28 protein-coding genes are annotated in these 19,263 nt (G+C 59.5%); all 28 read right to left on the minus strand.

Going from position 1 to position 19,263, the window contains the following annotated elements:
* Nucleotides 1-10: 10 nt before the first annotated feature.
* Entirely contained in the window at nt 11-793 is a 783-nt protein-coding gene (locus CAF79_RS02400; RefSeq protein WP_085696269.1) for a C40 family peptidase, read from the minus strand.
* Complete coding sequence (locus tag CAF79_RS02405; protein ID WP_085696270.1) at nt 793-1,494, minus strand: phage minor tail protein L; 702 nt, start codon at nt 1,492-1,494, stop codon at nt 793-795. Before CAF79_RS02405 ends, CAF79_RS02400 begins: the two co-directional genes overlap by 1 nt.
* Before the next feature lie 18 nt (nt 1,495-1,512).
* Nucleotides 1,513-1,869: a phage tail protein gene (locus tag CAF79_RS02410; RefSeq protein ID WP_085696271.1), complete on the minus strand. Its 357-nt coding sequence runs from the start codon at nt 1,867-1,869 to the stop codon at nt 1,513-1,515.
* A gap of 2 nt (nt 1,870-1,871) precedes the next feature.
* On the minus strand, nt 1,872-4,607 hold the full coding sequence (locus CAF79_RS02415; RefSeq protein ID WP_256579221.1) for a phage tail tape measure protein: 2,736 nt from the start codon (nt 4,605-4,607) through the stop codon (nt 1,872-1,874).
* Between the two features lie 254 nt (nt 4,608-4,861).
* Nucleotides 4,862-5,329, minus strand: a complete 468-nt coding sequence (locus CAF79_RS02425) for a phage tail assembly chaperone family protein, TAC (protein WP_085696273.1) — start codon at nt 5,327-5,329, stop codon at nt 4,862-4,864.
* 3 nt (nt 5,330-5,332) lie between these two features.
* Nucleotides 5,333-5,854 (minus strand): phage tail tube protein, encoded by a 522-nt coding sequence (locus tag CAF79_RS02430; RefSeq protein ID WP_085696274.1) that lies wholly within the window; start codon nt 5,852-5,854, stop codon nt 5,333-5,335.
* Nucleotides 5,855-5,914: 60 nt separating this feature from the next.
* The gene (locus tag CAF79_RS02435; protein ID WP_085696275.1) at nt 5,915-6,280 is read right to left on the minus strand and encodes a DUF3168 domain-containing protein; all 366 of its coding nucleotides are present in this window, start codon (nt 6,278-6,280) and stop codon (nt 5,915-5,917) included.
* Nucleotides 6,280-6,792 carry an HK97-gp10 family putative phage morphogenesis protein gene (locus CAF79_RS02440; protein ID WP_085696276.1) on the minus strand — a complete coding sequence of 171 codons (513 nt, stop codon included), beginning with the start codon at nt 6,790-6,792 and terminating at the stop codon, nt 6,280-6,282. The genes CAF79_RS02435 and CAF79_RS02440 overlap by 1 nt, the downstream gene beginning before the upstream one ends.
* Nucleotides 6,785-7,123 carry a phage head closure protein gene (locus tag CAF79_RS02445; protein ID WP_085696277.1) on the minus strand — a complete coding sequence of 113 codons (339 nt, stop codon included), beginning with the start codon at nt 7,121-7,123 and terminating at the stop codon, nt 6,785-6,787. Before CAF79_RS02445 ends, CAF79_RS02440 begins: the two co-directional genes overlap by 8 nt.
* The gene (locus CAF79_RS02450) at nt 7,123-7,581 is read right to left on the minus strand and encodes a hypothetical protein (protein WP_085696278.1); all 459 of its coding nucleotides are present in this window, start codon (nt 7,579-7,581) and stop codon (nt 7,123-7,125) included. The genes CAF79_RS02445 and CAF79_RS02450 overlap by 1 nt, the downstream gene beginning before the upstream one ends.
* A gap of 3 nt (nt 7,582-7,584) precedes the next feature.
* Nucleotides 7,585-7,803: a hypothetical protein gene (locus CAF79_RS02455; RefSeq protein WP_085696279.1), complete on the minus strand. Its 219-nt coding sequence runs from the start codon at nt 7,801-7,803 to the stop codon at nt 7,585-7,587.
* 39 nt (nt 7,804-7,842) lie between these two features.
* Nucleotides 7,843-9,093: a phage major capsid protein gene (locus CAF79_RS02460; protein WP_085696280.1), complete on the minus strand. Its 1,251-nt coding sequence runs from the start codon at nt 9,091-9,093 to the stop codon at nt 7,843-7,845.
* A gap of 10 nt (nt 9,094-9,103) precedes the next feature.
* Complete coding sequence (locus CAF79_RS02465) at nt 9,104-9,805, minus strand: HK97 family phage prohead protease (protein WP_085696281.1); 702 nt, start codon at nt 9,803-9,805, stop codon at nt 9,104-9,106.
* Entirely contained in the window at nt 9,802-11,139 is a 1,338-nt protein-coding gene (locus tag CAF79_RS02470; protein ID WP_085696282.1) for a phage portal protein, read from the minus strand. The genes CAF79_RS02465 and CAF79_RS02470 overlap by 4 nt, the downstream gene beginning before the upstream one ends.
* On the minus strand, nt 11,132-11,296 hold the full coding sequence (locus CAF79_RS29075; protein ID WP_170929685.1) for a hypothetical protein: 165 nt from the start codon (nt 11,294-11,296) through the stop codon (nt 11,132-11,134). The genes CAF79_RS02470 and CAF79_RS29075 overlap by 8 nt, the downstream gene beginning before the upstream one ends.
* A 10-nt stretch (nt 11,297-11,306) precedes the next feature.
* Nucleotides 11,307-13,037, minus strand: a complete 1,731-nt coding sequence (locus CAF79_RS02475; RefSeq protein ID WP_085696283.1) for a terminase large subunit — start codon at nt 13,035-13,037, stop codon at nt 11,307-11,309.
* On the minus strand, nt 13,037-13,522 hold the full coding sequence (locus CAF79_RS02480) for a phage terminase small subunit P27 family (RefSeq protein ID WP_085696284.1): 486 nt from the start codon (nt 13,520-13,522) through the stop codon (nt 13,037-13,039). Before CAF79_RS02480 ends, CAF79_RS02475 begins: the two co-directional genes overlap by 1 nt.
* A gap of 136 nt (nt 13,523-13,658) precedes the next feature.
* Entirely contained in the window at nt 13,659-14,027 is a 369-nt protein-coding gene (locus CAF79_RS02485; protein WP_085696285.1) for an HNH endonuclease, read from the minus strand.
* Between the two features lie 230 nt (nt 14,028-14,257).
* A complete protein-coding gene (locus tag CAF79_RS02495) occupies nt 14,258-14,569 on the minus strand; it encodes a phage holin, lambda family (protein WP_085696287.1) in 312 nt (103 codons plus the stop codon).
* A complete protein-coding gene (locus CAF79_RS02500; RefSeq protein WP_085696288.1) occupies nt 14,562-15,086 on the minus strand; it encodes a KilA-N domain-containing protein in 525 nt (174 codons plus the stop codon). The genes CAF79_RS02495 and CAF79_RS02500 overlap by 8 nt, the downstream gene beginning before the upstream one ends.
* 328 nt (nt 15,087-15,414) lie before the next feature.
* A complete protein-coding gene (locus CAF79_RS02505; RefSeq protein ID WP_085696289.1) occupies nt 15,415-16,167 on the minus strand; it encodes a hypothetical protein in 753 nt (250 codons plus the stop codon).
* A gap of 118 nt (nt 16,168-16,285) precedes the next feature.
* Nucleotides 16,286-16,675, minus strand: coding sequence for an antiterminator Q family protein (locus CAF79_RS02510; protein WP_085696290.1), 390 nt, complete (start codon nt 16,673-16,675; stop codon nt 16,286-16,288).
* 2 nt (nt 16,676-16,677) lie between these two features.
* A complete protein-coding gene (locus CAF79_RS02515; protein WP_085696291.1) occupies nt 16,678-16,995 on the minus strand; it encodes a hypothetical protein in 318 nt (105 codons plus the stop codon).
* Nucleotides 16,992-17,204, minus strand: coding sequence for a hypothetical protein (locus CAF79_RS02520; RefSeq protein WP_085696292.1), 213 nt, complete (start codon nt 17,202-17,204; stop codon nt 16,992-16,994). Before CAF79_RS02520 ends, CAF79_RS02515 begins: the two co-directional genes overlap by 4 nt.
* Complete coding sequence (locus tag CAF79_RS02525) at nt 17,201-18,499, minus strand: site-specific integrase (RefSeq protein ID WP_085696293.1); 1,299 nt, start codon at nt 18,497-18,499, stop codon at nt 17,201-17,203. Before CAF79_RS02525 ends, CAF79_RS02520 begins: the two co-directional genes overlap by 4 nt.
* Entirely contained in the window at nt 18,496-18,930 is a 435-nt protein-coding gene (locus tag CAF79_RS02530) for a VRR-NUC domain-containing protein (protein ID WP_085696471.1), read from the minus strand. Before CAF79_RS02530 ends, CAF79_RS02525 begins: the two co-directional genes overlap by 4 nt.
* Nucleotides 18,927-19,052, minus strand: a complete 126-nt coding sequence (locus CAF79_RS29395; protein WP_256579222.1) for a hypothetical protein — start codon at nt 19,050-19,052, stop codon at nt 18,927-18,929. Before CAF79_RS29395 ends, CAF79_RS02530 begins: the two co-directional genes overlap by 4 nt.
* Nucleotides 19,049-19,255, minus strand: coding sequence for a hypothetical protein (locus tag CAF79_RS02535; RefSeq protein ID WP_085696473.1), 207 nt, complete (start codon nt 19,253-19,255; stop codon nt 19,049-19,051). The genes CAF79_RS29395 and CAF79_RS02535 overlap by 4 nt, the downstream gene beginning before the upstream one ends.
* Between the last annotated feature and the right edge of the window lie 8 nt (nt 19,256-19,263).

The following is a 19,263-nucleotide window of genomic DNA, read 5'->3' on the forward strand; positions in this document are numbered from 1 at the left end:
TGTCTTGGGTTCATGGTCTGTATTCCTTGTGTCGCAGAATCAGTTTCAAGCGGCTGGCCATCGAAAACCCGTAGATATCTCGACTGGCGGCGCGCCCTGGCATGTGGTGATAGATGAACGGGCCGGCGGCGCCCAGGGCTGGAGCCTGTTCGCTTTTCAGCTCTGGATCGCTGCCAAGGTAGATGGCGGCGTGATTCGGGAAATGGCACGGGCGACCAGGTGTCGGAACCTGGAATACAAGCATGTCCCCACGCTTTGGCTCGTTGACCCGCACGAACCCGGCGCCGGCATAGCTTTCTTCGTACAGGCTCGCGCCGGCGGGATCTTCCCACCACAGTTCCGAGCGTTCGAAGTTCGGCAGGTCTAACCCGGCCTCGCGTGCGTACCAGTCACGGCAGGCCGACCAGCAGTCGAGCAGACCATGGGCGAACTCGCGGCCCAGGAGCGGCGCCTGGTAGCCCGAGGGCTTGAACCACTCCATTTCGCCACCTGGCCAGGCCACGATCCCCCACGGCAATTCGTGAAGCTCACAGCTCACGCGGTCGGTCATGCTGGGCTTTGGCGAGCGGTCAGGGTGCGAATGGATCACCGCCAGCAGTTCGCCGCGATCCTCCGCGTCGGCAAAGTCGTATTTGTCGATAAGGAAATTCCGCAGCTTGTCGCCGGCGGCGTTCCCGCATGGGACGTACTCCCGCCCGGTGCTGGTCTTGACCAGCAGCCCGCAAGCCTCGGCGGGATACTCGCGCTGGGCGTGGTCTTGGATCGCGGCTGTCAGTTGCTTGCTGATCTTCATTATTTCGAACTCGCTATCAGGCTGGCGCCGACCGAACCGCCGAAACGGCGAGTGTTTCCGCGCAGTTTGCAACTGCTCCACCAGCCCCCACACCGGTCAAGCGCGGGGTTGTCGGTCGCTTCGTTTTTCTTGGTGAAATAGCTGGTTCCGGTGTAGGCGCAGGCCTCGCCCCGGTACTGGCCGCGAATCGCCCAGCGGCATAGCTTCGTGATCTGCTGGGACGGGAGCTGGCGCCCGCCAAGGTCTATCGGACTGGAAAGCTCGAACGAAACCGCCGACAGGTTTTCGGATGTCTTCTGCTCGATGTTCCACAGCCCGACCCGTGACTGGTCGGCGGCGTTGGGGTTGCCCTCGGCGAAATTGGCGGCGTCCAAAAAATGCTTGAACGTCTCAATCACCGTCACCCGCGCGCCGGCAAGATCCTTGTATTGCAGGCAGATCGCGGAGATTGCGCCCCGGATGCCGTCCAGCTCGTTCGCAAATTGCATGGTTGGCGTGGCGGGCCGGCCATCGCCGCGAATGTCGAAGCCTTTCGCCTCAAGCTGAATCGCGGTGTACAGATTCCCCTGCCAGATAATGTCGCCTTCCTGGGCGTGGCCGTGGAATCGCCAGATCGTTGCGCCCAGGCGAGTGGCGTCCAGCTCGTAGAGCCGGATCAGGTTTCCCGGCTCCAGCTTCTGAATGTCGTTCGTGTAAATCATGCAGGCTCCAGCCTTGTGTCAGGGGTTGAACACCTGGTTGAACGTCGCGGTCAGCGTGTAGATGCCGACGCCCTGGGTATCGATCTTGTAGCCGTCCGGGGCGCGGTAATAACCCTGATCGCCGCCGGGCGGCGTCCACAGAAATGACTTGTAGCCCTCCTGGGCATCCAGGAAATCGCGAATTTCCTGGAGCTGGTCACCGGCGGTCGTCGCCGTCTTGAGCCGACCGACCGCGCTGATATCCCAGGATTCGGATTTGGTGTTTATCCCGATGCCGCCGGCCTGGCTGTATCCGTCTCCGAAATCATTGCTCCAGGTGCGCTGCGTGATCGTTCCCGAAGAACCGACCCGAACGCACCAGGTAAAAGTGTCCATAGTCACCGTCTCCACAGGCGCCCGCCCTGGGCCATTTCACGATCCAGGAATTGCCCCATTTGCTGTTTGATTGCGTCACTGATGGTCTTGCCTTGGGTGCGCGCGTCTTCGTCCGACATTCCGGGCTGCGCTTGGACAGTCACCGGCGCGTTGAACGTGACGTTGCCGCCCCGCCCGCCAGCGGCACTCGATTGCACCTGGTCAAGCGTCCTATCCAGTTTTGCGCTTGTGCCCGCCGTGGTGACCCGCTCGCCCTTCTGGAGCAACCAGGTTCCCGTTTCAGGCACTGCATCGATACCGTCGTGAGCCATGCCGGACAGCGCCGCAGACGCCACACCCGCAACCATCGGCGCCGTCGCAACCGCAGCAGCAGCCGCAGCGGCTGGCGCCGCCGCTGGGCCAATGAGCGGGATAGCAGCGGTCGAAGCAAACGCAGCGATCTGCGCCTGGAACGATGTCGCTTGCGCGTTGGCGACCATGGCCAGCGCCGCCGAAGACTGCGTAGTCTTGCCGACGATCAATTGCACGCCCTGGTAAACAAGCCATTGCGCAGCCATCTTGGTAAGCGCGCCGATGATCGATTGCGCCATGCTCGATGCAAGATCGGTCACGGCGTCGCCGGCGCTCTCTTGGCCCTGGATGATTTGCGAAAAAGCGTTTCCGGTGTCGGTGGTCAGATCGTCAAGCGTCCCACTGACGAAATCAGCGGCCTGTTGCTGGTAGTTCTGCGCCGTATCGGCGTAGTTCTGCCAAGCATCCTTGGCGCCGCTCAACCAATCCGACTGCGCTTCGTCCAGCTTGTCGTAATAGTCGAGCTGGGCGCTGTAACGGTCATCGAGCGCCGATTGCAGGTCGCCCGTTTCCTTGTCGAAAAGATCCTTACTGATATCCCCGGAGTTGTATTGCGATTCCAGGTCGGCCAGCTTCTGGTTGTAATCCTGGCGGATTTGCAAAAGCTCTTGCAGGCGCTGCTTTTGTTTGTCCCCATCACCGGCGCCAGCTAAAGCGATGTTGAATCCGGCCTGCGTCGTGTCGTTCTCGCCTTTGAGTCCAGCGGCATACGCAGCAGCCTTGGAGTTGTCCTCGTTGGCCTTCTTGAGCTGTTTCAGACGATCCAGCTCGGTGGCGAGCTGCATAAGCCGATCTTGCTGCTGGGAATTCAAGCCCTTGAGCTTTCCCGACACGATGTCGAACTGTAGCGACTGGACTTCGGTCGCATCCTTGCTCTTGCTCGCGTCGGTATTTATGAGCGCAATCTGGCGCTGATAATCTTTCTCGGTGTCCGCGAACTGACCTTGCAGTTTCTTTTGTGCGGCCTCGACAGCGGCGGTCGCCTTGGCCGATCCATTCAGCGCGGCAATCTGTTTGTCGATTGCGTCAATCGAGCGCTGATAGCGCGCAGCATTCGCAGAATCGGTTTTCTGCGCATCGACCAGCGTCGCCCGGTCGGATTGCAACTTGTTGAGCTTGTCGTAGGAATCCAGCAGCTTGGTTACCGAGCCACTGGCGCCCGTCGTCGTCCCGGTCAGCGTTTTTTGCTGGTTGGCAAGCTCAGCGGTCGCGGCGGAGACATCCTTTGTCTTTTCCTCCGTCCAGCCCATCAACTTGGTATAGGCGTTGTAGCTAGCCAGGCGCTCGTCAGACGCTTTTTTTGCGGCGTTCAGGTCTTGGCCGAACAGATCGCCGACAGCCAGCGTCGGGTTCGTGACAAGCTTGTTCAGCCCGCTACCGGCCTTCAAATATGCGGCAAGGTTGTCGTTCGTTTGCTGCTCAGTCGCAACGCCGGCCAGGTGCTGATCCTTGGCAGATCCGAAAAATTCGGCCTTCAAGGTTTTGTACTGGTTGACCAGGCTTTTCAGATCGCTGGGAAGCTGCGCGATCCCCTTCGAAGCAGCGGCAACCAGTTGAACAACGCCGCTTGCAAGGTCGGCCATCCCTTGCTGAAAAGCCGGATCTGTAACGACATCGCGCAGCACGTCGAGCGAGTTTTGCAGCGGCGACAGATCGACATTCGCCAGCCCCGCCACAAACTGATTTTTCAGACCGTCGACCTGGGCGCCCAGGCTCTTGATCAGGGTGTTTGCCTTCACCAGATCGTCGATTTGCTTCGGACTCATTGAGATTCCGAAGTCCTTCGCCTGTTGAAGCATGTTCTTCAGGCCCGCCGCGCCGTTGTCCAGGAGCGGCAGCAGCTTGGAAAGGTCGTTACCCAAACTCTCGAGAATGTTGATTTTCTCGGATTGAGTTCCAACCTTTCCCAGCGCGTCGGCGATGGCAAGCAACTGCTTGTCGGGCGCCATCTTGGCCAGGTCTTCAGCCTTGAGGCCCAGCTTATTCAGCACGTCGACAGCTTCACCGCCACCGGTGATTACTGCGTCACCGATTTTGTCTCCAAGATCCTTGAAGATATCGGCCATGTTGTCGCCGGAAATACCGGCGCTTTGCGCTGCATACTCCCACGCCTGGAGCGTCGAAGTTGCGATATTCAGGGACTTCGCCCAGTTGTTGGTTTCAGCCGTGTTCTCGGCTACGTGTTTCAGCATCACCAGCGAAGCGGTGCCCAGGCCCACGGCGGCAGTTGCCGCCGACGCCAGGCTCACACCTACGGCTTTTGCGTCCTTCTCAACCGATTTTCGCCACTGCGAAGAACCTCGCTCAGCCTTGTCCAGACCCGCGACGAAACCACCAACCTGGGCGATGACATCAAGTGTCAGCGTCCCTAGCGATCTTGATGCCATTGCAACACCCACAAAAAAACCCGCCGAAGCGGGTTATGCCCAAGACTTCCGAGCCTCTTCCAAGGAAATAGGTCGGTCTTCCTCATGCGGCATGAAATCCAACATGGTGAACGGCGTCGGCCTGGTTTTCGGATCGCGCGCCTGGTTGGCTAGGATCGTCGCGAGCAGGGCGAAACCCCGCTCGACTCGCATCCCTACATTCAACGACCCGCGCCGCGCCCGATACTTCTGCCAGGCGTGGAACTCACGCAGACTTAGGTTTTCTTGCGCGAGCGCGACCGTGGGGCCACCGATTCCGGCAAGGACAAGTTCGTGCCAGAACTCGTCGAGGTCTGAGAGTTCGACGTCTTTCCCATGTTGTTCACCTCATGGATGGCGCCGAGCAATGCAACGGTAAGGTTGCCATCCAGGGCGCCCAGCCGTTTGGTGCTGTCTGGATCTTTCGCCAGCTCTGCCGTATCAATCGGCCCGTGGGTGATATCCAGCACGGTGAACACCGGGCTACCCTCTTCGTCGCAGATCGCGGCAGCGATCCGACCGGCAATGCTGTCTTGCTTGCCGATGACCGACAGAACGTCGCTGACAGCCGACTGATAGCCCAGCGGGCGAACGTAAACGGTCGCCTCCAGCGTCGTCTCGCCCTGTTGCCATTTGATTTGCTTTTCAACCGGGCGCCCGGTGAAGGCGCCGGCCTGTTGCAACGTCTTGAGGTTCAGTTTCATCCGTTATGCGCTCCCGCTGTCGTCAGCGTCCGACGTGTCCTTGATGACCCACGCGGAACCGCCCGAGCGCTGAATAGTGGCCGCAGTGGTAACCACAGCGTTTGCGGTGAAGTCGAACGGGAAATCAGACACGTAGCCGTCAAAAATGAACCAGGTGCGCGTTTTCGGAAGTTCGAAGTCATCGCCGGCGGTGTTGACAGTTGGCGGGATGTCGCGACCGTCAGACCAGCCCACTGCCCAGGAGATATTTTCGATATCGTCATCCTCGGACAACTGATGGAGTCGAACGTGGGAGGCGTTACGCGGGTCAGCGTTGAGAGTGAGCGAAGCCTGGCCCGGAGTGCGCAGACCGCGCAGGTAGGTGCGGATCGCCGCGCTCAGACAGGTAGTTTCGATCTGGTCGGCAGGGTTGCCGCCTGGACTGAATGCGGTTGCACATTCAATTTCCAGAACTTCCATTTTGGTGGGGTCGTCGACAGTTGGGACAAGGGCGTATACCTGCGTGCCCTGGCTCAGAATCGCCATAAAATTTCCTCTTATCCAATAAAAAACCCGCCGAAGCGGGTTTGTTTTTTCATTGCTGGGCTACCTGTAGCTCCACCAGTCCACGTCGAAACTGAGGCGGTAATTCCCGGTTTCCTGGTCGCGCCCCTCAGCTCCCCAGCGGGTGATGTAGGCGTGCGACTCGATGGCGTCTCGTAGCGCGTCGCGCACTTCGCGGGCGTCCGATGGAGAGCAGGCGTAAACGTCGACCTGGAGCGAAAAACCGTCCACGTCAGGGCGCTGCGCCAGGTAGTTCTCCGGCGATCCGCCCACCAGTTGCCAGACCGCATACGGCTTGGCCACGCCTTCCGGCGCTTCCCCGAATGGATAGAGCCTGGTCGGCGATGCCCCCAGCAGCTCCAGAACTGCCGTATCAGCCGCGCAAACGGTGAAAATGGGTGCATCCATCACCCACCCCCTATTGCGGCGTCCAGCGCCGCGCTAAGGGTTGCTTTCCTGGCGCGGTTGATCGCTCGGTCAATGTTCTTTTCATACTGGACGGCGAAGGTGTTCGTTACCTCGCCGATACTGCTTTCAATCGCCGGACGCATGAACGGCTTTGCCGCCATCTTCTCGGTGCCGAACTCCAGCAACCGCCAGTGAGGCGTCGCCGAACCAGACGCCAGGTCGCCGCCATTTGCCAGAACAGCGCCTTTCAGCACGCCCACACGGAACCCGAGGTTGCCGGTGGACTTGAACAGCCGACCGTTCCAGCGCAACGCGATGTTCGAAGCAATCGAACGACCTGTTTCCTTGTCGTCGAGCGCTTCGGCGCCTTCCTGGGCTTTTTTCACCACCACTTGAGTGGCTCGGCGTAGCGCGGCACGTCCGCCGCGATACCGGACATCCTGTTTCACCTCGCCCAACTTCCCCAGGAGCGAATCGAGGCCGGTAATGCTGAATTCCACACCGTCAGCCATATTTCACCCCCTGCGAAACCAGAATGGTCAGATACTCCAGGCCGGAATCCTGGTCGGGCAGCGGCTGGCCAGCGATGGCGCAGACGTTGCCCCGATGGATAATCCGCATCGTCGGCAACACGCCGGCGCGGTAACGAATCACCACGCGGGCGGTTGCTTCCGACTGGCCGGCTTGCGCGGCCAGCAGGTCGCGCGCGGACAGCGGCGCGAAGCTCGCCGGCACCCGCTCCCACACCGTCACCCAAGCCTTTTCCATTTCGCCTGTCTGCTGGTTCTGAGTTAGCTGTTCCTCCTGGATATCGATCCGCTGTCTCAGCGTACCGGCCCGCATCAAACACCCATCCGAACGCGGTACGGGTCGAGCCAAACCTTTGCCGCTACCGGCATTTCTTCATCGTCTTCGCGATCAGCGAACAACCGCCCTAGCTTGAGCAGGCAGGCTGTAGTGATATCCGCGTTCAACACGATTCCATACGCGGCGGCGTCGGCCCGTTCCTGGGCCATTGCCAGATCCTGGCAGGCATACGACAGAAGCCGCTTGCGGTCTTCCTGATTCTCAACCTGGTTCGCAGCCTCAACCGCCGCCGTGTAACTGGTGCGGGCAGTCGCCAGTTGCTCGGGAACGGCAGCCTTGGCCGTATCGAGCGCTTCCTGGTCGGCGTAGAAATTCCGGTTCAAGTAGGCCATTGCAGACAGCTCAGCGCCGTCGAGTTGCGACTGGATCAAGTCCTGGTCGTCAGGCTCGGCGAGCAAGTGTTTCATGGCCAGATCGATGTCAATCAAGCTCATAGGTCACCCCCGAGCGCGGGTGCGTCCTGCCGCCTTGTTCGCCGGCGGGGATGCAGCCTTGTTTTCTGGCTTGGCAGCAGCCTTGCCGCCGTAATCCTCGATCAGTCCATTGCGAAGCAGATCGCGGGCGCGCAGCTCGTCGACGGTGATATTGCTACCGCGCTTCGCGTACTGGCCCTGATTGTTGAAACCCTTGATAGTCGTCACTTCGATATCTGGCATCAGTCGCAACGCCTGGTTTCCCAGGCGTTCCCCGTGTGATTAGGCCGACGCCGAGTCGAATTCGCCGTGAACGAACGACTCAGGGCGGTACACCGCCAGCGCCAGACGTTCCTCGGCGCGAATGGTGACCATGTTGGTGCGGAAGTTGTCGCCGTCTTCGGTCGACACTTCGACCGCCGCGTCCTCGCGGTCGAATACCTGGGCGGCAACGTCCATTGCGCCAACCAGGAATTCGCCCTCTGGAACGGCGTTGGAATCAACAACCGGCAGCTTCCACATGCGCTGCACGCCGCCTTCCTGGACGTTGACCCAAATGTAAGAGCCGTTCGCGTCCTTGGTCAGCTCGATATCGGCCCAATCAATTGGGTTCAGCGCGATAGCCGAAGCGCGGTATTCAGCGACACGCACCTGGAGAATGGCGCGGCGCAGGGTGTCGATTTTGGTGTCACCCGACTTGCGCAGCGATTCGTTAAACGCGGTCGCTTGAGGGATCAGGCCCAGCAGATTGCCGTCGGTGCCGTCGCCCGCCAGCAGTTGCTCCTCTTCCTTGTACTTGAGGCCGTAGATTGCGCGACCGTTGATGTAGCTTTGCAGCAGCGGGATGTCAGACAGAACCTGTTTCGAGGCTCGGAACCAGTGGGCGATGGTCACCACGTTGGTGTTTTTCAGGCCGAACTTGATATCCGACTGAGCCTTGGTCGCGCCCTCGGTCGCCTGGACGGCTGCCATGTTCTGGAAACCGGTTTCCTGGACGTACTCGACAGCGTTCGAACCGGTGCGGCCCGGCATGATCAGATCTCGAACAACGAACGGGCGATCAGGGCCGGCGACGATGCCAGGAACGCGGGTAGCCTGGATGATCGAGCCGGCGCTGTCGGAACCGCTGGTGATGTCGGTAACAGCCTTGGCGCGCAGTCGTGCAATGCCACGGCCACGGGTTTGCAGGCTGTTGAAGTCTTCAGAGTCGGTCAGTTGCTCGCCGAGCGACTTCGAATCCAGCGGGTCGTTCGCAGCGAAGCGACGCGCCATTTTTTGCTCGATGTCCTGGAGACGGTCTTGCAGGCTCAGGCCGTTTTTCACCAGGCCATCCAGCACCGACTTGGTGTCCGCAAGGATGGTGCCGTGTTCCTTGATTTCTTCGGCAGCCTTGGCCGCGAAGGCCTTGATTTCCTTGTCGCGCTCGTCGAGCAGGTCATTTACCGCTTTCAGCTCGATTTTGTCGGCGGCGTGTTCTTTGCGCTGGAACTGGCGACCTTCGGCGCGCGCGTTGTTGCTCATTGCGTTGTGCATGGGTGAATCCTTAAAACGATGGGAGAGATAGCGGCGGGCGCGATTTCAGCGCTTCCACAATTTCGATTTCAGCCAGGTCGCTTGCGGACTCACTCCGAAGCAGATGCGACAACCCACGGGTGGCAATAACCGCAGATTGCGATTTCGAAAATCCTGCCTCACGCAAGAGCAATTCGAATTCAGGCAGCGAAGGGAGGCCACCGTGGGCCAGCTTCGACTTGATGGTGTCGGTGCGCGCTTCATCGTTCGCCGGCGTGGTCACAATCGAGATTTCGACCAGATCCAGCTTTGTCAGCGTGCGAATGCGCGTTTTTTCGTCGAATGTCGATTCGCGAACGTAGTAGCCAATGGAAAGCCCGGTGATAGATCGGGTTTGCATCCCTCGGTAGGCGATCCGGGCGTAAGGCGCATCGGCGAGCCACAGCCCACCGGAACCAAATAGCCCGTGTTCATCCTCGGCCAGCGTCTCGATGTCCCACGAACCAATTGGTTCGTCGGTCTTGTGTTGCCATAGCACCGGGAACGTCCGGCCCAGGGCTTTGGTCGCCTGGATCGACTCGACAAACGCGCCAGGCGCCACCACTTCGTTGTAACTGTCCACAACCCCAAATACAGAGCCGTAGCCAGAAAAAAGGCCGTCGTCTCCGACAGCCTTAATTTCGTAATCGAATGAGCGATACTTGACCGCCCCGCCCGCCCCTTTGCGGTTCATTTCGTGTCCCCTTTCGGCTGATCATTGAGCCAATCGAGCAGCGCCGATTTAGCCTGGTTGGCCGCGCCCGGATCGACGCCGAGTCGATCAATCGGGAGCATGTTGGATTGCACCGTGAGTTTTCCGGCGTTACCCCCCATCGGCGGCAGATCCTCTTTCACTCGGCAATCGTCGCGGGTGTAGATCCCGTTCTGAGTCATCGAGCTGTAAAACGCTGCGCGGGAGGCGCTGTCGGCGCGTAGCAGGCCTTCGGGGTTGAACTTCACGTAGAACCGGCGGCGTTCATCGGCGCGCAGTAGGCGCCGGTTTGCGCTCATTTCAATTCGCTTGATCCATGGCAGCAGCGTGAACGTTAGGAACCCGATCATTTGCTGTTCCATGCCGGTTCCCCAGCTCGTAGAGTTCGCCGTGTGGCCCACCATCCAGGGCGGCACGCGGAACCAACGGCAAATTTCCTCAACGTTGAAACCGCGCGTCTGGAGCATTTGCGCGTCTTCTGGCGTCATCGACACTTGCTGGTACTTCATGCCCGCTTCCAGCAGCATGGTTTTGCCGGCGTTGGTCGCTCCAGCAAACTGCGTGGTCATGTCATCCCTGATTTCAGTTCGCTGCTTTGGATTCAGGATCTGATCAGTGGAAAGCACGCCGCCGAGCTTCATACCGTTGGCGAACATCTTCGCCGCCGATTCATCAGCAGCCATCGCAGCGCCCAGGACATTGCGGCCCATCGCCAGGGGCGACATTCCGCACAGCGGGTCGGTGCCGAAACCGCGCGTGTGCATCATGGTGCTGTCGGTGTACGTGTGTGGCTTCCCGTACTCGTCCGTGTACCGGTATTCAATCGCGCCCGTGGTCAGCCGACGCGGTGGCCCCATGTTTTGCGGCAGCAGGAAATCCAGGCTTGTCAGGTCGCTGCGACTCCATTGGGGGTCACAGTAGGAATTGCCCTGGAGCAGAAGACTTGCGCCGACGTTCTCCCAAAACTCAACGGGCGTCTGGTCGGCATTTGGCTGCTGACTGATGACGAAATGCACCGGGTGGGAACTGGCAACGACTGGCGCACCGTTGCGGTTCTCGTACAGGGCGACCGGCAACGTGGCCAGCGTCTCGGCGATCAACCGCACGCACGCCCAAACCGTCGACAGTTGCAACGCCGTGTGCTGGCTCACGACCTTTCCGGCGGCGGAATCGGCGCCGTAGTAGGTGTTCCAGAAACTGGAGTCGCCCAGGCCGATGCGGCGCCCTACCCAACCAGACAGCGACGATTTCACCAGGCCCGGCTCGGCAGATTTCACCATTGCCCGGCCAAGCACGTTTTTGAACGATTTACTCACCGGTCAGCCCCTTGCGGATAAAGCCGGCGGCGAACAAGCACGCAACGCCGGCGGCGAGCAGCGCATAGCCCAGGCCGGTCAGGACATAGATGCCCGCAACGCCCAGGAGCAAACCGCCGGCGGCGAGCGCCAGAAAAACCATCAGGCCAATATTCATAAAAACCCCGTCAGCCAACCACGATGGGGTTGGAGAAAAATTGTTCGAAACCGCCATCACCCTGGATGGTCAGCCGCTGCACAGCACCCACAGCCATGATCAGCGCGACGGCGCCGTCGATTTTGTTGTCCTCGCCCTGCTTGATCGGCCTCACCACGTCGTCGTTGCCTGGCAAGTTTTTGCCGACCACGTTTGAGATACACCAGGTCATGATCGGGTTGCCGTCGTGATGAAAACGCCCGGACTCAATCGCGGCCTCAAGCTCTTTCATCGGGTCAGACATGTTCGTGTAATTCTGAGTGATGGTGACCGGGTTCAACCCTTCGTCATCGAGGTCATGACTCAGGCCCGTAGCGCCGTGCGGGTCGATTGGGCACTCACGAATCGGCGCGTACTCGTTCGCCTCGATGGTGTCCTCTAGGATTTCCCGATAATCGATTTCCGCACCCGGCGTGGTGGTCAGGTGGCCGGAGTTGATCCAGCCCTGGAACCGCTCAGACATCCGCTGATTGTCCGGGTCAAATGCCGTATCCTCGGGAACCCAAAACGTCGGCCCAACGCAGAAATAGTGCGTCTTGCCGTCGATCACCCGCCAGAAAAGGCGCGCCCTGGAGTTCATGTCGAGCTTTCGCGCCAAGTCGAACGCGGCAACGCATTCGTCACCCTTGAACTGTTCCAGCGTGAGCGACGTATCTTCGCAAGCCTTCCATTTCTCGATGTTGAAGAAACTGGCCTTCGCGCTCACCCACAGATTCAAATGCTTCGTTTTGAATCTGTTGGTGAAACGCGGCGAACGCAGCGCCCGTGCAAGCTGGCTTTCCAGGTATTCCGAGAACACCGATACGCCCATGCAGGGGTTGGCCTTCGCCAGATTCTTGGGGTCTGTCCAGTCGTCGCCCTCGTCTAGCGTCCAGATCCAGGCAAAAAGCTCGTCATCCGGCACGATGCCGGCGAGCATTTCCGTTGCTTCCTTGCGCTTGGCGTAGCACGGCCCCTCGATGTTGTCCCCCGCCGTGGTAATGATGAACATCAGCGGCTGTCGGCGGGCGCCCATGCCGGTCAACATGGTGTCGTAAAGCGCGGCGGACTGGTGTTCGTGGTACTCGTCCACAATCGAGCAAGACGGCGAAGCACCGTCACCAGGATTCCCGATAATGGGTTCAAACCGACTCCCGTTAGACGGGATATTCAGGTTTGAGGCGTTGACCTCGATGCCGGCGGCTTCGACCAGTAGCGGCGTTCGCTCCACCATTTGTTTGGCGGGCCGGAACACTTCCCACGCCTGTTTCTCGGTCGTTGCACCGGAATAAACCTCGGCGCCGAACTCGTCATCGGCAACAAACATGCTGATACCGACGCCGGCGGCAATAACGGACTTGCCGTTCTTACGAGGCACTTCCCAATAGCTTTCCCGGAACCGGCGGAAACCACTTTTCTTGCGCACCCAACCGAAGGTGCAAGCCAGGCCGAAAGCCTGCCACGGCTCCAGCGTGATTCGCTGGCGCTTGAAAGCCCATTCCCCCTTTGCGTGGGGCAATAGCTGCATCAATTTCAGTTTCTTCTCGGCCTTGGCCGGGTCGAACTTGTACGGGTATTCCTTCGATTTGCTGGCCGCGACATCATCGAAATGGCGTTGAATCGCCTGATGAATGTACTTGCACGCCGGAACCTTGCCCTTGAGAACGGACTTCGCCCAAGCCACCGCCCTATCAACATTGGGGTGGCGTTTAGGCTTCGGCATTACGAACTCAGTAGAGCGGCAAACTCGTTGGTAGATTTCTGTTTGTTGCCTCCGATGATTCGCGTTCGGCTGGCCGGATCAAGTCCGAGCATCGAGCCGAAGGTAACCATCTGGCGCATGGCTTCGTTTGCTGCTGTCAGGGCCGGATTTTTCATCGGGCTACCCTGCGACGACTCCACCACCGGGCCAAACTGAGTGACCTGTTCCTGGGCGGATCGCCAGTTGTCGTACGCGCAGCAAAATGCTTCGACGTTGTGCAGGTCGGTCAGCGCAAGCACCGATTCCCGCAGCAGCTCGGGAACCATCATTCGCCACATGGTCGCGGCGCGATCGGTGAACCACTCCGGCGGATCAATATCGGTGACGGTTGAGAATTTCGGTTCGGACTTGTTGAGCGGGCGCTTGCCAGGGTTCCCGGCAAGCTCTTTTAGGGCCGTAGGCTTCGGCTTTCTGCCACCACCAGCAGCCCGTTTTGCACCAGCCATGGCGGGGACTCCTGAACTTTTTATTTCGCGGTCGCAAAAAAACGACTGAGGGCGCGGTGTCCGAGGCAAAAGCCCTGGACTTTCGACCCGCCCCTACCCCTGAATGCGATTCCGTCTCATTAAGGGGCCATTTTGATCATTTTTTGCGCATTCGCGACTCGATCAACGTCTTTGCCTTGTGACAATGCTTGTTGATGGCCCGAAGGTTGGAAGGCAGGTCGGTTCCGCCCTGGGCGAGCGCCACAATGTGGTCAACTTCGTCAGCCTCAAGGATTCGACCGAGGGCGACGCAGTTGTCGCACTTGCAGAGATAACCATCGCGCTTGAGGATCTGATCGCGCAACCGGCGCCATGGCCTACCACCACGGCCAGAACCCTTGCGAGTTGCCCAGGCCTTGGACTTCTCGGCGGCAAGCTCGGCGTGTGCATCACAATGGCCGTTGCCGTTGCGGTGCAGTTGCCGGCAGCCCTGGGCACGGCATGGGCGCTGCGTCCTTACTGGCACTGCTTGCCATCCAGGTACGCGGCCATTGGCACCGGTTCATCGGCGGCGTCTTCACTCGCCAGGCCTTCGATTAGCGCCAGTTGGTTGGCCACGATCCGCTCCTGGAGAACGGTGTGAATTCTCAGCTCGGTCAGAACCTGATGTAGCAAGGACTCCACGCGCGCGCTCATATGCAATCTTTCCCCATTTGATCATCCAGGCACGCCGGGCAGCGCAACCAGAACAGGACATTAACCACCCGCCTTGCGAGACAGGATGGTGTCGGAATATTCGCGGATCTTGTCCACGCCCATAAAGCCAACCGCGCCGCCGGCGAACGTCGCCATGGACTGAGGCAAGCCCAGCCACTGAAGCAACGGCACCAGGGCCAGGGTGATAAGGCCGCACATTGCGCCCTCAAGGAACATCTGGCGGCGAGTGCCACCGCCACGCACAACGCGAAAAATAGCCATCAGCATGGACGTACCAGCCGCATAAAGTTGGGTTTGGTGGGTGACAACCCACGAAAGAAGTGCAGCCCACAAGCCGGGGTCTTTATCCATTTCGTTTCTCGACCAGGTGTGAGTCGGTATCGATACCGAGCGTCATCTGCAATTGTTCACGCCAATAAGCAACGCGCTGTTCAAGGACAGGCTTTCGCTTTCTCCAGCGGGCCAGCTCTCGACCGCTGGTGCTGGCGGCGGTTTTGCCTTCGTCGTACTGGAGACAGGCGATATCAAACTGGCGCTTTTCGGTCAGCTCACCGCGCACCAGGTCATCAATTCGAAGGTCAGCCCATACAGCGAAATCAGCCGACAACCAGCGGGCGAAGGCGACGGCCAGTTTCGGGTGTAGCCAGGTGCCGCCGTTGCGGCCCCGAACCGTGCGAATTAAATCCCCCTTTTTGGTGGTATTTAAATGCCGGCCCAGCGCCTGGATGTAATCCTGCGTTTCGCGAGTGGCCAGCCACTTGTCGAGCCGCTTCCTCTCGCGCTTGGCGATTTCCGTCGCGCTAATCCAGCCGTCAGCGTTGAATCGAACGACCACGCCCTGGTACTGGATCGGGATAACGTGATTCATTGCAGATTCCGGCGCCAATACAAAAAAAGGCCCGCCACCTGGGCGAGCCTTGGAAATAGTTGTGTGTCTTCCCACACCGCCCGCCGACGCCTTTCGCAAAAAGCCCGAAAACCGAAATCGTCGACTGCTGGGGTTCTATTCTCGCGCGGGACTCACCAGCTATTCCGCGTCCAGGACTCCCCATAAGGGCCGGCCTGACTCCGGTTTCCAACAAAAACAAAAAAGCCCCGGAATGATCCGAGGCTTGATAATCAGTAGGTGTCCACGATTGCTGCTGTGACACGCTGCCATGAAACCACCACTTTATCCGCGCGGAAAGCGATTTCCTTTATTTCACGCGAGGCGGTCGGTAATTGGGATGACCCTCTGTACGCTCGCCCCGTGCAGATGCCCAAAAATATTTCGCGTGATGCTTATAGACCTTTGTGGCTTCGGACAAGTCGTAGGCAAGGCCATTAACCAGACTCATCAATATGCGCATGATTTCGAGATTGTCTTGATAGAACTCTTCAATTTCGACATCTGTAGGCCACATAGGGGAGCATTCGAACTCCTGCGCAACTTCGCCAGACTCCGCCGCCGAAACCGGCTCGTTTGGGCACTGTCGGTGGGCTAGCCGTTGGTGTCGCAAGATAATCAGATTATCTAACACGCCAGAATGCGTGCCGCCCTCTGAATATTTGCCGATCAACTTTATTACCTGATCCCGTTTTGGCTCCATCGACCGCTTTACGGCATCGGGCGCAAACATAGAGCGAAGCCCCATCCTCCTAGCCGTCACCTGAACCAGCGCCTCAAAGAACGCCTTATCTCGCAACCGATGCAAGATCAGGCTCATTCTCACAGCCGCTTTGTTGCTATCCCATAACCGCGTCAACGCCAATAAAGATTCGCGACGCAGAGCCAATCGAATAATCTGAAAGGAGTGTGCGGCATATGAGGTGCCCACACGCTCATGCAGGTCAGAATCATACGCCGCAGGTCGCCATGTCTCATGGAACATAATCGCCATTTCGATTTCTTGTTGGGCCGCAGTGACCATCCTTTTCAATTGTTTGATTTCTTTTTGCTTGTCGTCCATCAGGCTTGTCCATTGGCTGAATTATTCGGATTGTACGTGTAGATACTTCCAGGCGTAGCCAGCATAACGAGACAGCAGCCGACCCATCAGCACGACAGGACTGAAACGCACTCGCTCGTTATGCCGCCTCGCGAATTCGCTCCAGGGCGCAATCGATCCAAGCTACGCCGGCCTTGATCAGCTCCCGGGCCTTGGCTTCGCCCATGCTGAATTCCCGGCTGATTCGCAGAGCCGGCCATTTCGCGCCGAAATACAGCCAGATAAATTCGCCCATCTGGCGATCACGGCACACCAGGCGAGCCACGGCGCTATCCACGGCCAGGGCCAGGTCGTCAGTGATCACATACTGTTTTGCCGGGCTGGCGCTGGGCGTGTTGCGCTGAATCATCGCGTCGAGCTGCGAGACGTAGCTGGGAACGCCCATTCCATCCATCCGCCACCACCCCCACTGCTCCAGCATGTACTCGGTATCGCCGAGTGCCTTTCCTGCATACGTTCGCTTTTTCATGATCAGTCCCCGGTGTAATTGGTGCCGCCAGGCCCACGGCGGTTATTTCGTTCGTAGTCGGCGCTCGCTCCCACAGGAACAGCGCGGCGCGCGTCGGCAAGCTGGCGCTCAGCAGCCTTGAGTTTGAAATTCAGTTGGGTGACCAACTCCTGGAGCGTCAGCGGCTTGAAGCCATCGGCAGCAACCCAACCGGATGCATGGCAGCCCTCGCAATCAAGCTCGTAGAACATCGGTTTGACGACCCCGCTCCCACGGCAAGCCGGGCACTTCGCCAGATCGATGACGGCCTTTTTCAAGTCCGGCCCGTGAATCTTTTTCATCGCGCACCCCGGCCCAGGAACTCGTCGACGATTATCCGCACCTGGCAATCAACCAGCGCGCCGATCAAGGCCTGGGGGATTGATGCCTGGCCAGCCAGAACCTTGTCGACCGCTGCCTGGGCTGCCTGGGCGATTTGCGGCATTTCTGACTTGCCGCGACGTTGCAGGGCGTAGGCCATCGCCATGGCGCTATCGTTGCGATTGGTCATTTCGAAACCTCTCCAGATACGGAACCCATTTTTGCGTCGAAACCCGCGTAGTTATTGGTCTGTAGCACCTCGGCGGCATTCACAGATCCCGGTGTTATCTCGGCGTGAATTGCCTTGAATCCGATACGGTCTAGGTGTTCGTGCCACGTCTCCAGGGCGAGCAATAGCTGGCCACTCGCTCGCGTGTGAATGTATGAACTGGCGACTTTGCCCAGGGAGTGGTTCAGCAGCATCTCGCCAATGAATCCGTCCACACCCAAATCCACCCATGCAGAGCGGGCGACTTTGCGCAGGTCGTGACTTGTCCACTCGCCCTTACCCAACCGCGTGAACGCTCGGCTGCCCTGGGCTTCGCTGAGGCACATTCCGCGCTTTCCTGGGAACAGATACACCCCTTCATAGCCTTTCGCGCCCTGACGGGCCTTGTAGCGCGTCAGCAGGCCGCACACTTGAGCGGTCAGCGGCAGCCGATGCTCAGTGCGGGTCTTCGTGCGGTCGGCAGGAATGAACCACTCGCGCTCGCCCAGGCTGATATCGCGCCATTGAGCTTGGCGGGTTTCGCCAATGCGCGTGCCGTGGCAAAGCATCATCAGGGCCAGCATTGCGTCAGCCGGCGACTTGTCGAAGGCGCTCGCCAGATCGGCCACCAGATCGGGCAGTTGTACGCCCCGCAGCCGCGCAGCCTTCGGAGGGATCTTGGCGTTTGAGAAATCACCGAAGCTCAAACCGGCCACGGGATTGGCGCTGATCACCCCGACTTTTTCAGCGCGGCGAAATACAGTCAGCAGCAGAACCAGAATCTGGCGCACATACGAAACGGAATAGCGCTCCTGTAGCGGCCAGATCAATTCGCGGTCGACCGTCGAGCGAGTCAGCATCGGAACGGACAGCTCGCCCAGCAGCGGGCGCAATTGCCGCGAGATTGCAGAGCGCGCGCTGCCCTTTCGTTTGGCCGACAAATTGCGGTCACGCTCCAGGCGTTCCGCGTACCAATCCAGCACGGCGCCAACGGTGGCCAGCTCGCCCGCGCGCACCTGGCCAACGGGATTGCGCAGAAGGCGCCGACGCACCTCCGGCAGCTCAGCCAGCATCACCGAAACGCCAACGTCAGGCCAGCGAGCCAATTGCAGCCAGTCATCACCGCGCACCAGATACCAGGTGCCGGCCTGGCGACTTTGCCAGAACCGCAGGCGCAAGCCTGGGTGTCGAGGATCACGAACAGTTCGAATGCCGTCCTGGGCAGCCTGTCGACGCAACTCGGCGTCGGAAAGCTTGATTACAGCGGTGGAACTCATGGAACGGCCCTTAGTGTCGGGGGTTGAATCAGGTAAGCCCGGATTGCTTCCATCGCGTCGAACGAGCCGCGACAAACCACGGCCAGATAGCCCTCGGCGTTGAGGGCTTGGATATACGCATATTGGGCCGGGCTGACATCGGCGTCGTATGGCGGCTGCGCCTTGAACTCGATGTACAGCCCGAAGTAACCACCACGGGCAACGGCCAGCACCAGGTCAGGAACGCCGGCGCGAACGCCCTGGGCTTTCAGCTTCCCGGCGGTGGCCTTGTGGCGGTGGCCACCGTTGGGAACGTGGTACAGCAACCGCGCATAGCGGGGATATCGAGCGTCGAATTCTTCGATCAGGTCGGCTTGCTCCAGCCCTTCACGGTCGACACGTTTTGCTCTCGGCTTCCTTGCTCCAAACCCCTTGAGGGTTGCGGCCTTCAACCCCGGCACCGCCGGGAGCGTCGAGCCTGATACGCCCGATACAGCTTGCGCATTGCAATCTCCAGCAGCAGCCCGCCGAACAATGCGCCCTCATACCAGGCGAGCGTTTCCCAGGGACTCATGCTGGCAACTGCTCCAGATCAACCACGGCGAATGTCGCCGGCCACATGCGCGCGCAATAGCGAATCGCGCAATCACGATCAGCAAACAGAGCTACGGCGGACTCCGGCTCGCTCTGCAGATCCAGCAGCGTCGATCCGCAGTAGACGGCGTAGCGGAAATCGGCCAGCACCGGGCGGACAATCGAAAACTTCTGATCTTTCACTTCCACCC

The sequence above is a fragment of the Pseudomonas sp. B26(2017) genome (genome assembly GCF_002113045.1).
Classification (GTDB): Bacteria; Pseudomonadota; Gammaproteobacteria; order Pseudomonadales; family Pseudomonadaceae; genus Aquipseudomonas.